The sequence below is a fragment of the Nostoc sp. genome, from assembly GCF_054880495.1.
The window spans coordinates 54,505-67,786 of sequence record NZ_JBTYKD010000005.1 but is presented as its reverse complement, the minus strand read 5'-3'; the positions used below and the strand labels follow the sequence as shown (position 1 = coordinate 67,786).

At 39.8% G+C, this 13,282-nt stretch carries 14 protein-coding genes, 1 tRNA gene and 1 pseudogene; 6 read left to right on the top strand and 10 right to left on the bottom strand.

The genetic code is table 11. The features are described 5' to 3' along the window. Positions 1-385: 385 nt before the first annotated feature. The 3 genes from ACYTXL_RS00455 to ACYTXL_RS00445 all read left to right on the top strand — a co-directional run bounded on the left by ACYTXL_RS00455 (position 386) and on the right by ACYTXL_RS00445 (position 4,137). Positions 386-1,777: an S-layer homology domain-containing protein gene (locus ACYTXL_RS00455; RefSeq protein WP_461923012.1), complete on the top strand. Its 1,392-nt coding sequence runs from the start codon at positions 386-388 to the stop codon at positions 1,775-1,777. Positions 1,778-2,038: 261 nt separating this feature from the next. Next, complete coding sequence (locus ACYTXL_RS00450) at positions 2,039-3,079, top strand: SGNH/GDSL hydrolase family protein (protein WP_461923011.1); 1,041 nt, start codon at positions 2,039-2,041, stop codon at positions 3,077-3,079. A 14-nt stretch (positions 3,080-3,093) separates the two neighbouring features. Next, positions 3,094-4,137, top strand: a complete 1,044-nt coding sequence (locus ACYTXL_RS00445; RefSeq protein ID WP_461923010.1) for a M42 family metallopeptidase — start codon at positions 3,094-3,096, stop codon at positions 4,135-4,137. A 64-nt stretch (positions 4,138-4,201) separates the two neighbouring features. Here the strand turns inward: ACYTXL_RS00445 and ACYTXL_RS00440 are convergent, their stop codons facing one another. The 4 genes and pseudogenes from ACYTXL_RS00440 to ACYTXL_RS00425 all read right to left on the bottom strand — a co-directional run bounded on the left by ACYTXL_RS00440 (position 4,202) and on the right by ACYTXL_RS00425 (position 7,460). Next, a complete protein-coding gene (locus ACYTXL_RS00440; protein ID WP_461923009.1) occupies positions 4,202-4,411 on the bottom strand; it encodes a toxin-antitoxin system, antitoxin component, Xre family protein in 210 nt (69 codons plus the stop codon). Between the two features lie 413 nt (positions 4,412-4,824). Then, on the bottom strand, positions 4,825-5,739 hold the full coding sequence (locus ACYTXL_RS00435) for an AAA family ATPase (protein WP_461923008.1): 915 nt from the start codon (positions 5,737-5,739) through the stop codon (positions 4,825-4,827). A 393-nt stretch (positions 5,740-6,132) separates the two neighbouring features. Beyond that, positions 6,133-6,486, bottom strand: a pseudogene (locus ACYTXL_RS00430) (iron uptake porin); the annotation flags it as partial. Between the two features lie 350 nt (positions 6,487-6,836). Next, complete coding sequence (locus ACYTXL_RS00425; RefSeq protein WP_461923007.1) at positions 6,837-7,460, bottom strand: hypothetical protein; 624 nt, start codon at positions 7,458-7,460, stop codon at positions 6,837-6,839. A gap of 424 nt (positions 7,461-7,884) precedes the next feature. Between ACYTXL_RS00425 and ACYTXL_RS00420 the strand changes: the two genes are divergently transcribed. Then, positions 7,885-8,154 carry a DUF2281 domain-containing protein gene (locus tag ACYTXL_RS00420; RefSeq protein WP_461923006.1) on the top strand — a complete coding sequence of 90 codons (270 nt, stop codon included), beginning with the start codon at positions 7,885-7,887 and terminating at the stop codon, positions 8,152-8,154. Positions 8,155-8,206: 52 nt separating this feature from the next. Here ACYTXL_RS00420 and ACYTXL_RS00415 read toward each other — a convergent pair whose 3' ends face one another. After that, a complete protein-coding gene (locus tag ACYTXL_RS00415) occupies positions 8,207-8,485 on the bottom strand; it encodes a BrnA antitoxin family protein (protein WP_461923005.1) in 279 nt (92 codons plus the stop codon). Continuing rightward, on the bottom strand, positions 8,448-8,726 hold the full coding sequence (locus ACYTXL_RS00410; RefSeq protein ID WP_334765213.1) for a BrnT family toxin: 279 nt from the start codon (positions 8,724-8,726) through the stop codon (positions 8,448-8,450). Before ACYTXL_RS00410 ends, ACYTXL_RS00415 begins: the two co-directional genes overlap by 38 nt. Before the next feature lie 196 nt (positions 8,727-8,922). On the opposite strand from ACYTXL_RS00410, the gene ACYTXL_RS00405 reads away from it, so the two are divergent. Beyond that, positions 8,923-9,135 (top strand): hypothetical protein, encoded by a 213-nt coding sequence (locus tag ACYTXL_RS00405; protein WP_461923004.1) that lies wholly within the window; start codon positions 8,923-8,925, stop codon positions 9,133-9,135. Between the two features lie 58 nt (positions 9,136-9,193). Here ACYTXL_RS00405 and ACYTXL_RS00400 read toward each other — a convergent pair. Then, a tRNA-Thr gene (locus ACYTXL_RS00400) sits at positions 9,194-9,266 on the bottom strand. 33 nt (positions 9,267-9,299) lie between these two features. On the opposite strand from ACYTXL_RS00400, the gene ACYTXL_RS00395 reads away from it, so the two are divergent. Then, the gene (locus ACYTXL_RS00395) at positions 9,300-9,593 is read left to right on the top strand and encodes a DUF3493 domain-containing protein (protein ID WP_461923003.1); all 294 of its coding nucleotides are present in this window, start codon (positions 9,300-9,302) and stop codon (positions 9,591-9,593) included. 18 nt (positions 9,594-9,611) lie between these two features. Here ACYTXL_RS00395 and ACYTXL_RS00390 read toward each other — a convergent pair whose 3' ends face one another. From ACYTXL_RS00390 to ACYTXL_RS00380, 3 genes are all read right to left on the bottom strand, one after another. Continuing rightward, positions 9,612-9,797, bottom strand: a complete 186-nt coding sequence (locus tag ACYTXL_RS00390; protein WP_461923002.1) for a hypothetical protein — start codon at positions 9,795-9,797, stop codon at positions 9,612-9,614. A 430-nt stretch (positions 9,798-10,227) separates the two neighbouring features. Next, positions 10,228-11,544 (bottom strand): hypothetical protein, encoded by a 1,317-nt coding sequence (locus ACYTXL_RS00385; RefSeq protein ID WP_461923001.1) that lies wholly within the window; start codon positions 11,542-11,544, stop codon positions 10,228-10,230. Between the two features lie 79 nt (positions 11,545-11,623). Then, entirely contained in the window at positions 11,624-12,265 is a 642-nt protein-coding gene (locus ACYTXL_RS00380) for a hypothetical protein (RefSeq protein WP_461923000.1), read from the bottom strand. Positions 12,266-13,282 lie beyond the last annotated feature (1,017 nt).

Below are 13,282 nucleotides of genomic sequence, written 5' to 3'. Positions count from 1 at the left end.
ATAGTAGTCTGCCACATTAATTTTGCTCAGTTCCTAGTGGTGGCTCTAACCTTGATCTAAGAAATAAATCCCAAAATCGCAAAACTCATATCTAGCAAGCATTCCAGATTTATTTGTGTTTTTTTTCCGAAAATGTTAGTTTGCCAGAATTTTAGGGAAATCTATAAATAAGCATAGGAACAAAACCTAATGGCTGTAAAACAAAGACAACACGGTAGCTTTTTGCTACCGTTTACTAATTTTTTGAGATATCATCATCTTCACCAATACAAAGAGGACTAGGGGAGGCAGGGGAAGCAGGGGGACTGGAGGAGAGCAATCCCCATTCCCATTTAATCAACAGTCTGCGCTAGGGTAGGAATTGAAACTCAATTTGTGATTCCCTGTGCTTCCCTGTAAACGTCCAGCTGTATTTCTAATTTGGGCTGTTCTACTCACTTCGTTAACAGCTTGTGCTAACAGTCCAGTTGCCAAAAACCTTGAGCAATCTTTGGCGGCAGATCCTAAGCTGCAAGACAATCCAGCTGTTTTTGGAGAATCTCAGGTTAACCAAACGCAAGCACAGCAAAACGAATCAACAATTCAGTTACCAGCTGATTTTCCCAAAGATATCCCACTATATTCCAATGCCAAACTACAGGAAGTTACACCTGCTAGCGGCTCAGAAAACAGAGTCTCAACTCGTTGGTTGAGTTCTGATCCCAGCAACTTTATTGCTAGCTTTTATCGCAGCCAGTTTCAAACAAATAACTGGCAGATTTTGCAACAGCCAACAGATGATGCCGGAGGTGCCTTTGACGCGCGTCGTAACGATTTGCTGTTAAAAGTTTCCATTCAGCCTAAATCAGTTACTAAAGCCACACCTAATCAACCCCAAACAGCCACTGAATTATTGATTGAGTACGTACCGAATAGTACCGCAACGGCACAACCTACGCCAACTACAAATTCTAACGAAACTACTAACGCGGTTCCTCAATCAGGCAATCCACAGTTCATTGGCCCGGTATCACCTGCAAATTTGCCAGCACAACCACCAAGCACGGCTAATAACCAAACAACTCCTACAGCCACAGCCGAATCTCAGGAATTCAACGATCTCAACAAGATACCGCAAGAATCGCGGCAACACATCCAAGACTTAGCGGCATTAGGTGTTTTATCTCTAGAACCAAAGGCAACTAAGAGCAATACGACCACAATTAACCAGTTTGAACCCAGTAAAATCGTTACACATCGGGAATACGCCCGTTGGCTAATTGCTGCTAACAATGCTATATATGCCAGCAATGCAGCTAAACAAATTCGGTTGGCATCAGAAAGCACTCAACCAGTTTTTAGTGATGTGTCGGCAAAAGACGCGGATTTTCCAGCAATTCAAGGATTAGCCGAAGCTGGGTTAATTCCCAGTCCTTTGTCTGGGGATTCTACAGCAGTTTTGTTTCGTCCTGATGCACCCCTAACGCGGGAACAGTTGCTGCTGTGGAAATTACCCCTAGATACTCGCCAAGCTTTACCCTCTGCTAACTTCGATACGGTTAAACAAACCTGGGGTTTCCAAGATGCAGTGCGAATTGATCCCAAGGCTTTAAGAGCCGTGTTGGCTGATTACCAGAATAGCGAACAATCGAATATTCGGCGGGTGTTTGGTTATACGACTCTGTTTCAACCCAAAAAACCAGTAACTCGTGCTGAGGCTGCTACGGCTTTGTCATATTTCGGCACTCAGGGGGAGGGTGTATCGGCTGCTGAAGCTTTAAAGTTAAAGCGCGGTTAGTCCATCCATAGCATAAAAGTGGGCAATTACCACCCCTTAATATGTAAATTTTACCATTTCTTTGTAATACAGCGATTTTTTATCAAGAAAATGTAAATCTAAGTATTTACAGCGTTTTTATCTTGGTTTGATAAACTTTTGAGGGATAGTTAAGTAAAAAAACGTAAATTAACTCGATAGACGTACTTAATTTTGAAGTAACTTACTATTGGACTTTGATTACTTTTAAACAAACTCAAAAATACCACGGGTAAAACGAATATGAAAAAACAAGCGATCGCAGCCGGATTTGTTCTATTTTCTTTCATGTTGCCGACCAAAGCCTCGGCTGCGAGTTTTGATCAGCTTTATGTATTTGGCGATAGTCTTTCTGATACAGGTAATATATATAATGCTACCGGGAAAACATACCCTCAAAGCCCACCTTACTTTCAGGGACGTTTTTCCGATGGGCCGATTTGGGTAGATTATCTCGGAGATCAGTTAGGATTAAAGCCCACTTTATTGACTACTATTCCTTCCACACCTCCTACCCAAGGAATAAACTTCGCTTTCGGTGGTGCTAGCTCTGGTTTAGATAACGCTGTCCTTCCCAATGTCGGATTACCGGGAGTGCTCAAACAAGTCCTTAGTTTTGCTGGAACTCTAAAAGCAAATAATCAAACTGCTGATCCAAATGCACTTTATACATTGTGGGGAGGTGCGAATGATTTCTTTTTTCTCAACCCCAAAGACTCTACCACGCCAATCAATAATATATCCCTGGCGTTGAATACTCTGGTAGGAGTGGGCGCGAAAAATATTTTGGTGTTTAACTTGCCAGATTTGGGAGAGCTACCAGCAGCTAAAATTGATAATCGCAACCCTACAACCCTTAGCAAATCAACTAATGAGTTTAACTTGGGTTTAGCAAAAACTGTCAGCGCTTTGAGCCAAAACCCGAATCTCAATATCTTCTCTGTTGATACTTATTCTTTATTTAATCAGGCAAGTACATTGGGTTTTACGAATGTAACCGAGTCTTGTCTATCTAGACCAGATATATGTAAGCCAGGTAATAATAAGTTTCTCATCTGGGACGGTTTCCACCCAACAACTGCTGCTCATCAGGTGATAGCAGATGCTGCACTGGCGGCGATTGATGCTAAGTCTGTCCCTGAACCTTCGATCAACTTGGGGATTTTAGCTCTTGGTGCTTTTGGTGCGATCAGAGTGCTGAAACGTCAACAAAAAAAGTCAGCACTTGTGTCAGCAAGTCGGGTTGTTGATGCACAATTGTCTCATACAAGAGTTGAAAATTAAACTGATTTGATTTGATGTCGGATTACGATCGCTTATTTCAAATTATTGAAGAATTAGTTATGCATCATTCTCCTAGTGGTGCAGAAGCTGAGATTAACCAGTTGTTGATGCAGCGATTTGCGGCGCTGGGTGTGGAAGTATGGTGCGATCGCGCCGATAATATTATTGCGAAAATTCCAGGGAAAAGTCCAGACCGAGCGATTGCGATCACGGCACACAAAGACGAAATTGGCGCAATTGTCAAGAATATCGGTGATGAAGGTCGTGTGGAAGTCCGCAAACTCGGCGGTTCTTTCCCGTGGGTTTACGGCGAAGGCGTTGTGGATTTATTGGGAGATAACGAAACTATCAGTGGAATTCTCAGCTTTGGTTCCCGCCATGTTTCCCATGAATCTCCTCAAAAAGTCCAGCAGGAAGATACTACTGTTAAGTGGGAAAATGCCTGGATTGAAACGAAGCTGACATCTGCTGAATTAGAAGCAGCTGGCATTCGACCTGGAACTAGAATGGTAATCGGCAAGCATCGCAAGCATCCAATTAGGTTAAAGGATCATATTGCCAGTTACACTTTGGATAACAAAGCCTCTGTTGCGATTCTGTTAGCTTTAGCTGAAAATCTGAAACAGCCAGTAGCCGATGTTTATTTAGTGGCATCAGCAAAAGAAGAAGTGGGAGCAATTGGGGCGCTATTTTTCACCCAAAATCAGCGTTTGGATGCCTTGATTGCTTTAGAAATTTGTCCATTATCTGAGGAATATCCTGTTAAAGATGGGGAAAGTCCTGTACTTTTATCTCAAGATGCCTATGGGATATATGATGAGGGGCTAAATGGCCAACTGCGCCATAGTGCCAAGCAGTTGGATATGCCAGTCCAGTTAACAACTCTGAGCGGATTTGGTAGTGATGCCTCAATTGCGATGAAATTTGGTCATGTTGGGCGTGCTGCTTGTTTGGCGTTTCCTACCCAAAATACACATGGATATGAAATTGCCCATTTAGGAGCGATCGCAAATTGTATTGATTTGTTAAAAGCTTTCTGCGAAACTGAGTTTGAGTGATATATCGAGGCTTTGAATTGAGGTGCGATCGCACCTCAACCCAAAATAGCTAACATCATCAAATTCATAGTGTGTCATATTCTGCATCATCAGGGTTATCCCAGATTTTAAGCAGAACTGGCTCAGAAAGTTTTGCTGCTGCAAAGGTAAGGCTATGATCTGTATTTTGCTGATCCAAAGAATCAATAAAATCTTCAACTAGCAAAACTTTTTCGGGAGGTAGCTGGCGGATTTTTTCAAGTAGCCTTTGCTTTGAAATGCTATCAGCCTGCATTATTTACATTCTCCTTGCTAATTAGGAACGTGGATTAAATAAAATGCAAAAGTTCATCATGTATCTAGCTTCCCTCTCCTTTATAAGGAGAGGGATTGAGGGTGAGGTAAGCCAGGGACATTAATCGTATGTTATTTAATCCTTATTCCTTAGCAATTATTTGTAACTATCTTGATTTTATTAATTCCGTCATGCATTCATTATAGTTTTTAGTTCTCTCTCTATCCACCAAGGCGATCGCTAACTGTAGCGATTTGTTAAAAGCTTTCTGGGAATCATACTATTTCTTTGATACTGTTTAAATAGTTAGATGACAAAGAATTTACCAAATATTTATTGTTTGAGAATATCTATCCAGTTCAAACCTCAGTTTTGGCTCAGAGAATGGTTCAGTTAAGCTACCTGTTACTTAGCTATATTTGTTTGCCAGCCGAAATCAAGTGTGAAATATTTTGGTAGGCATATCCTTGAGACAATCCTTTATCTTCCAATAGTGACAAAACTTTTTTCAGTGCATTTTCGAGTTGCTGCTGACTACGAAAGTTATCCGATAGCATTTTTTGAATTGGTTGAACAATCCGCCTCATTTGTTCCTGATTAAGTTCTTCATCATTTGGGTATGCTGTAATGAAACTATGAGTAATAAACAGTTCACAACCATTAATGATCCCATTTATAAATATTTGGCTAATCTGTGCGTGATTCTCTAGGATAAATCGCTGATTACTATATTTTAAAATAACTGGTTCTAGTATATAAATTACTGAAATATCTTCTGTGTTTTTAGACATTAAAGAATGCCTTCCAATTAAATTCTCTACAGTCTCAAATAACTTGTCAGCAACTTTATCTACTAAATGGCGAACTAAGGCGCTTTTTCCAATTCCTCCCATCCCGTGAATAAGGACTAATCGACAACCTTTTTGGAGAAGCGATTGCTGAAGTTCAGCTAACTCTTTGGTACGACCATAAAAATTAACAGGAGCAGGTGCTTCGCTCAAATCTCTATTAGCATCTTCTTCATTTTCTGCTACATCTTCCCAGTTCAAGTCCAACACTTGACAAAAAGCCTTAAAAGTAGAAGCCTTAATCCGATACTTTGCTGCCCGAAAGCGTTTCAAAGTATTTTCAGCTACAGCATAATGTTCTGCTGAAACATTATCCCAGTTTTTATCTGGTTGTAAAATCTTACTTGCTTCTCTAAGAACTATTTCATTCACATCTAAAGCACCTGGAATCGTCGTTCTTTGTAGCCTCTTACAGCGTTCCTTGATGAGTTGTTTTCCGTGTTGAGAGGCTTTGAGAGTAGAGCGAGAGCGTTCAGGCATAAATTTCAAGTTTTTGTTAAAAATTTACATTGTTATATTGACAGTTTGTACGTCTTTTTAGGGATTATTTCGTTGTGGTGTTTGCAGAAGAGTAAAACCATATTCATCTCTGTTAGGATTACTTTTATCAAGTTGTACTAAAACACCAACACCTGTAACTGCTTTGCGATCGTGATCCTTATCAAATCTTACCTCCGTAATAGCGCCGGGAGCAGAAAAGCTACTATTACTCAAATTATCGTATATATTTTGACGAGTTAGATTAGCATTTTCACGAAGGTCAGTCAAAGCTTTAACAAATGCTTGCGTTGCGTCATACGAAGTCATTGTTCTCCAACTCACTTTTTTTATTCCCCAAAGGTTTTTGGTTTGACTCTTGAAATTGTCGTTAGGGTTAACTTTGTCTAAGCAGGCGTTTAATGCAGTAGCAAACTCAAGGCGAGTCATGGCGCGATCGCCTTTGAAACTACCATCAGGGTATCCAGCAATACAGCCATAACGCTCAACTAGAGACTGCAACGCTTGAAATGCCCAGTCTGTCGGTTGCACATCAGAAAGCTGGGTAACTGAAGTGACTGGTGCAGAATTCAGTTGAGCATATTGACTACCGTTCTGAAGGGAATCAGTGCTTTTTTGAGTTGGTAAAACTCTTAGTGAATCTTCAGCCTGAACCCTGGCGAAGGGAGTTAGCACCAAAATCAAGACAGCAGAAACTAAGCTCAGAGAAGCTCTGAAAAAACGCAACATATTTTTCTTCTGACAACAATTATTTTTTCAAAAACCTTAAGTTACTATTTTTTGTAATAGCTAACAGGCAATATGCTTGACATTCCAAAAACTTACATCTATGTACTTTTACCTTGAGGCTTCCTTCAAAAAATATCAGATATTTCGCCATCAAAGAATAAAGACTCGATGAAGCCTAAGACTCCTGTTTAATTTTTTAATGTTGAATCTTCAATCCAAAATCCAAAATTTAAAATCTAAAATTCGGTCATTAGGCTGTGCAATGCTCAAGACAAGTTCATTTATTGTTAAGCAATAAATCGAGATTAGATCCTGATTGAGCAACAAATATATGAACATCATCTTTTGTTTTAATCATTAATAAATTCAGAAGTTGAGTAACGAATCCGCTCAGGATAAACCCGAAAAGAATCAAAGAAATTAACAGATTCTGTGGTTAACTCATCTTGTGTTATAGCTCCCATAAAATAAAGACGCTGATTAACCACAAATGCACGATATTGTCCCAGACTTTCATCCGAGTGTTCCATCAGTAGCTCCAAACCAGGATGTCCATCAATTACAAGATTGGTAGTTCTAATAACCTTGCCAGTACGACCAATACTTTCCCGCATTGCACTTTCCAACACTTGCCGAATCTGTACAATAGGCATCCCGGAAGCTTCTGGAAAATCCCTGTGTATAATAGTATATACTATCTCTTTACTAGCACTTAGAGATGTCAATTGTTCGTCTGTACTTTCTATGACTGTACCTGGCATTAAAATTTTACAATCCCCCTGCGGACTCCAGTAAATATCTGCAACTAAATTAGACTGTTTGGGTAGTAAACTATTAGTATCAATAGATACCATCTTGCTCAAAGGTGCGGGTTGCTCTCCTAACGCAATTGCTGGGTTCTGCGTTCCAAAAGTCAGTATAGAAGCCAGTATTGTAGAAGAAGTGACAGCAATAATTATTACAATATTTTGCATAACTTTATCTCCTTGTTTGTGTTAAATTGATATCTCTTTGTTGAGCTACAATTAAGGGTTTACCATTAAGGCAGATATGAGTTCAAACCTCAGTTTTGGCTCAGAGAAAAGTTCAGTTAACGCTCAGAGAAAAGTTCAGTTAAGCTACCACCTTCCAGTAAGGTTTCTTGAATGGCTCTAGAAAACCTCACCCTGGTTCTGCTACGCAAAACCTGTCCCTCTCCTTGGTAAGGAGAGGGATTAAAGTCAGGACTCTTTGAGGTTTTTGTTTTGGGTAATTTGATGACTTGTGTGTACACCGTAGCCCCGCAAGCGAGGAGGGGGCTATGATGTACCTTAATAAAATAGTGCGATCACCGATCTTGTACCTTACAATCAAAATAATAAGTAATATTAATCCTTATAAATTCCAAAAGGAGTAATTATGAGTACCAAAACAGCCCTATGGAAAATCATAGAAAATTTGCCCAGTTACCTGAAAATTGAACTTTTACATTATGCCGAATATTTAATCACTAAATCTTCAACATTTCCACAAGTCGAAGATATAACCGTTTTAGAAACCAATACAGAAGAAAGAGAAAATTGGCAATCCTTCTCTTTAAATAACTTAAATCAATGTTATGCAGAAGATGAACCAGAATATGCTATAGAATCAATTAAAGAATATAACCCTAATTATGAAAGAAGGTAACATCATACTAACTCCTATTCCTCAAGCAAATGGAGAATTGAATTTTAAATTGTTACACTGCACTCTGTTCGTCGCAGTTTTCGATGTAACGACGTAAAACAGAGTTGATTAAGGTTTTATATTCTCCGCTTTGAGCTTGAAACCACTCTAGTATATCTGGCTCAATCTGTACCAATTGCTGTGCTTGAGGTGCGGGAACTCGGAGAGTAGCTTTCTGAAAAAAATCTTCTGTCAATGGTGGAATATCAGAGTAGTCAATTTCTTCATCGTTCATTGACTCCAATGCTGTCCAGTTAGTACGAGAGGTATTTCTCAAGTTTTTGTCGCTCATACCGATTTGCCCTTCGTGCTGAAATGATCCGAATCACATTATTTTTGCGTTCTGTCCAAACTACAACGGCTACACCGTTGCCGAGGAAACCTATACCGAACCAACGGTCTTCTCCGTAATCAAAACGATCATCTAACTCAATTAGCATTGGACTTTCAAACATCTCAGGAACATCGGCGAAATCAATCTCATGTTTGCGAAGATTCTCTAAATTTTTCGCCTCATCCCACTCAAACTGCATGAAAATTTAGACACGCTAATTGAACCATCTCTATTATCCTGCATAATATCCCAATACGCTCAGTGTTAGAGATAAAAACTTACGGGGAAGCAAGCTACGCGCAGCCCGTCGTAAAGAAGTGCGGGCTACGCCAACGCATTTATCGATTTGGCGATGCCTGCGGCGGGCTACGCCTACGCGTTTGTAATTTCCGCGTATGCATTTGCTATTTTGGCGATCGCAACTGCTATTTCGGGGTACGCATTTGCTATTTTGGCGATCGCATTTGCTATTTTGGCGATCGCAATTGTTATTTCGGGGTTCGCAATTGTTATTTTGGCGTTCGCAATTGTTATTTCGGGGTAGGTTTGATGACAATAATTTGTCACAACGACATCAATGTGTCAGTGACGACAGAGACGACAGATAATTAGTCACTGTACACTTGATTTATGTCAAACTTTAATATTGAGCAATACTTTCACCAAAGCCGATGATGGGACTCGAACCCACGGCCTGCTGATTACGAATCAGCTGCTCTACCAACTGAGCCACATCGGCGTTCACAATCTAAGAGTATAACATGATTTAGTCATGATAAATCAAAATCCTAAAAATCGCCTTAATCCTGAACAGTATGCCAGCCTCAAAGCAGAAATAGCCGCTCCTTATCGTGGGTTACGACAATTTATTTACATCGCTTTCGGTGCTTCTGGCTCACTCGGCGCATTCGTCTTTTTCTTCCAAGTGCTTGCCGGACGGGATGTTGAGAATGCTTTGCCTAGTTTAGCTCTCCAAGTAGCGATCGTTGTTTTAATGGTCTTCCTCTGGCGCTGGGAACAGCGTCGGCAACAACGCCCTCAATCGGGTAAAAATCCTAATTCCTGAAGGGAGAAATTTTAGCTGTTAATTTTCTGTTGAAGTATCTCTACCCAAGCGTTTCCCTATTTCCTGCTGCTCCTTTACCTGCCCACTCTTGAGCCACCACAGCATCTGTAGCTTTTCTTTCTGATTTCCCAACCTCGCTGTTTCTAGGCGTTTTTTTAGTTCCTCTTCGCTTTCCGCGATCTCAATCTTAAAAGGGCGGCTCATGAGTATGTAAACTTACCAAGTTTGCTTCCCTGTATTATATGCAGCTTCATATTAAATTGGTATTAGGACTTTAGTCCTTTGAGAATTATTATTCTTAGCTAGGGATTTTTGGATGATTGATTTTTATTACTGGGTGAGTATTCAGAGCAATTCATCGCTTCTTCTGTGAGAACAATAGAAGGTATCATTTTAATTTATATACCCAAGGGAATAAATTAGATAATGGACTTATAGGTAGATATTTTTATGTTAAAATTAACTGCAAAATATTCTTAAAAATTTCTGGACATTAAAGCTATAGCGTTTCCTAATAAGAATGAGGTACAGCTTAACCTCACCCCGATAAAGCTGCGCTTGTATCTCCCCTCTGCGAACTCACGAAGAGGGGTTAGGGGTGAGGTTTTGATATGTACGAAAACTGCTGTAATAATTACGAATTACGGATTTTTAAAGACCGATGTTTGTAACGGACTATGCATAGTAGAACAATTAGCAATACCAGCGCTTTGATCATTGATGGCTCCACTACCCTCTTAACTTCCGTAGGGGTTTTAGGAGTAACATTACATGGAATCTCAATGATCTGTGTGTGATCAGAACCATTACCACTGGGAGTCAGATCGCATTCGCCTTTGCTGGTGAGAGACAAAGGTGTATCTATAGGTGTAAGTATAGGTATATTTCCTGAAGAAACAGATGCTTGAGCTGAAGAACTATTGCCATTCAGTAGTAGAAGCAGAATTAAAGCAAGACCCCCAATTCCGATTATTGGCCAGAGTGGAAAAGAATCAGAACTGTGTTGTACCAAAACATCTCCCACCGAGTCAGGGAAAGTATTGAGGTCCATTTCTTCTTCATCCAAGGCTAGTGGATTGTCACTCAGCAAAATATCTCCGGCGATATCTTCTCCCAATATCTGATTGAATTCTGCTGGAATCGCGTTATTGGGGCGTCCGAGTTCCCCACCATCTTCGGAGTATGGAAAGGATAATACTTCAAAAATCTTCTGTTGGAGTTGCTTCTGATCTCCAGAACTCAATGCATCTAAGCCTGTAGAGATTTTATTTAAATAAAAATTCCTCATCTCTGGCGACAGTTCAAGAGATTGAATCTGCTCTTTGATGTTGGAAATTTTTGAGGCTTCCTCAAACAGCAGTCGTCCGTATGACAATTTCAAGTCTATTAATCCATTACGGAGGCTGACCGAATTATCGACTCCTGAGTACGGCGACCAGTAGAACTGCTTGGTTACAAGTCCGAGTCCTTCTACTGGGTTGCGACTAAAACTTTCCCCAAGAAGGTATTGAGAACCATCCATAATTGCCGGGGATTGGTTTCTCCAAAATGAGGCGAAAGGCACCGCAGAGAGATTGGGATTGTTACCGTAAAAGCTAGCGAAATTCTGGAAGTTTTTCTCCCCGCCAGCTGCTTGTATCAGGAGGTTTTGATAGTTAGTCCCGCCGTTTAAATCAACTAATTGCTGAACTACCGATCCAGTTTTATTGCAGCTCAAACCAAATCCCACATCACATCCAGGAATTACTCGCATCTGGCTCAAATTCTGGTTATTGATTTGGTACTGGAGATACTCAGACTCCAGTCCTTGTTGGATACCATAGCGTCCAATATTGAGCTGTGCAAAAACAGATTGACATGTAGTGAGTACTATTGCAACAGATGAAAATGCAATGGTGGCGAAGCGAACTACTTTCGGCATCGCAATTTTTTGAACAATTGATTTAGGCAAAATGCACCTCCACTAAACGACAGCAATTTAATTGGGCATTGGGTACTGGTTATTTCCCTCTGCTTCCCTACTCCCCAATTCAACTCTTAGGTAAAGAAATGTTGATCGTGATTCCTGTACCTTTGAGATTTCCTGATGAGAGTGTGTGATATAAGACCAATGCCCGGTTTGGTTGGTCGAAAAGAAACCCACGACGCGTAGGTTTTATCTTGCCTTGCTTTACTAAGGAAACGAAAGCTTCTAAATACCTACGTATACCTTGACGGTTCTCTTGACTAGTATTCAGATGATGCTGAATCAGCATCATAAAGAAGTCTAAGCTACGATTTTCTTGCCCCTGAATCAGACTGCCTTCATCTAAGAAAGAACTTGCGATGAGTCTGCCATCAACTTGTTTAACTTTAAAGAGAGTAAAGTAACGCCCTTCTTTTTTGGGATCGTTTGCATAACAGACCCAAGAACCCTCTTTATTCTGTGTAAAACCTTGTTCAGCAAGGTAAGAAAGCAAAGAATTACTTGCCTTAATTTGTAGTGGAGGTAATAAATTATCAATGGGATCTAAAGAGCAAATCCTCTGCGTTATTTTCTGTTGAGAAGCAGCAGCAGTTTCCTGAGTATAGACACGTAAAGGCAGATCATCAGACATTGCCATGCTAGACATCGCAGCCAATGCAGATACTTGGAGAACGATCGCTCCAAACAAATGAACAATGATATTCATGTTTTTCCTGTTACTCTTGCTTACGTTGTTAATAATTAAGTCGTTACTAAATCAGGATTGATCTAGAGTCTGAAATAAGTTCTTAAATTTAAGAGGTTGCCTCATTTGGTCGATGGTAAGCTAAGTTTCCACCAATCAAATAGGACTTTTATATAGGTAACTAACCATCAAGAGAAACAACATCTCAAGACAACAGACAATATGAATGTATTCTTGACAACACAAAGTCGGCTTTTTGATATTTTTAGATATACAAAAAACAATTGACACCGGGTCAAAACTTTTCTATTTACTATTGTCTAATTTTTTGCCATTATCAGAGGGTTTTATACCTTCCTAGCTGGCTGCCATGATTCCTAAAAAATGGCTTTCTTAGCTCTTTAGTACCTTTGTATAAGCAGAGTTTCAAAAGCTCTGTGCTTTGCACATTCGGGCTTTTGTTGATTTCCGGGGTGGGTTGAATAATTTTTTGTTTTTTGGAGGTAGCACACCTAACTAGCTGTTTCAGCATGATTAAAACTTGATGTATAAAATAATATCTCCTGAGAATAAAATAATATTACCATGAGCTTGAGGTATGCAACAGTATTGTGGACAGTTGTCAAACTTGTACACGGTGAATTATAACCACCTCGTCATTAAATTTTATGGCAAATAGACGAGAGTCAAAGTCAATTTATTCACACATTGATAGTATTTTACAACCTACTCACTATTATGATTAATTCAGTGTAAAAATGTCATGTATATAACTTAGAACACTAATGTGACTACGGAGAAAAATATCTTCCTATAGCTGGATAAGCCTGATTGTCTGAATTTTAAGCTACAAGCGATCGCATCAAACAAAGTTAAATTAGATTACTAAGTACAGAACACCCCAAAAGGCTATGGAATTTAATCATTCGTAAATTGGGTAGAAGGTTAGCGTCCTGTAGGGAAGTGAAACCCAACATCAAGTCTGAATATTTCCGAACCCCTTTTACGATGACGTGTACTAAGCATAAAATTTCTGAT

Bases quoted from the DNA above. Each gene is read 5' to 3' on its own strand.
- ACYTXL_RS00450 (WP_461923011.1), top strand. From the start codon at position 2,039: ATGAAAAAACAAGCGATCGCAGCCGGATTTGTTCTATTTTCTTTCATG.
- ACYTXL_RS00435 (WP_461923008.1), bottom strand. From the start codon at position 5,739: ATGCCTGAACGCTCTCGCTCTACTCTCAAAGCCTCTCAACACGGAAAA.
- ACYTXL_RS00395 (WP_461923003.1), top strand. From the start codon at position 9,300: ATGATAAATCAAAATCCTAAAAATCGCCTTAATCCTGAACAGTATGCC.
- ACYTXL_RS00390 (WP_461923002.1), bottom strand. From the start codon at position 9,797: ATGAGCCGCCCTTTTAAGATTGAGATCGCGGAAAGCGAAGAGGAACTA.
- ACYTXL_RS00440 (WP_461923009.1), bottom strand. From the start codon at position 4,411: ATGCAGGCTGATAGCATTTCAAAGCAAAGGCTACTTGAAAAAATCCGC.
- ACYTXL_RS00415 (WP_461923005.1), bottom strand. From the start codon at position 8,485: ATGAGCGACAAAAACTTGAGAAATACCTCTCGTACTAACTGGACAGCA.
- ACYTXL_RS00405 (WP_461923004.1), top strand. From the start codon at position 8,923: ATGCATTTGCTATTTTGGCGATCGCAACTGCTATTTCGGGGTACGCAT.
- ACYTXL_RS00420 (WP_461923006.1), top strand. From the start codon at position 7,885: ATGAGTACCAAAACAGCCCTATGGAAAATCATAGAAAATTTGCCCAGT.
- ACYTXL_RS00425 (WP_461923007.1), bottom strand. From the start codon at position 7,460: ATGCAAAATATTGTAATAATTATTGCTGTCACTTCTTCTACAATACTG.
- ACYTXL_RS00380 (WP_461923000.1), bottom strand. From the start codon at position 12,265: ATGAATATCATTGTTCATTTGTTTGGAGCGATCGTTCTCCAAGTATCT.
- ACYTXL_RS00445 (WP_461923010.1), top strand. From the start codon at position 3,094: ATGTCGGATTACGATCGCTTATTTCAAATTATTGAAGAATTAGTTATG.
- ACYTXL_RS00410 (WP_334765213.1), bottom strand. From the start codon at position 8,726: ATGCAGTTTGAGTGGGATGAGGCGAAAAATTTAGAGAATCTTCGCAAA.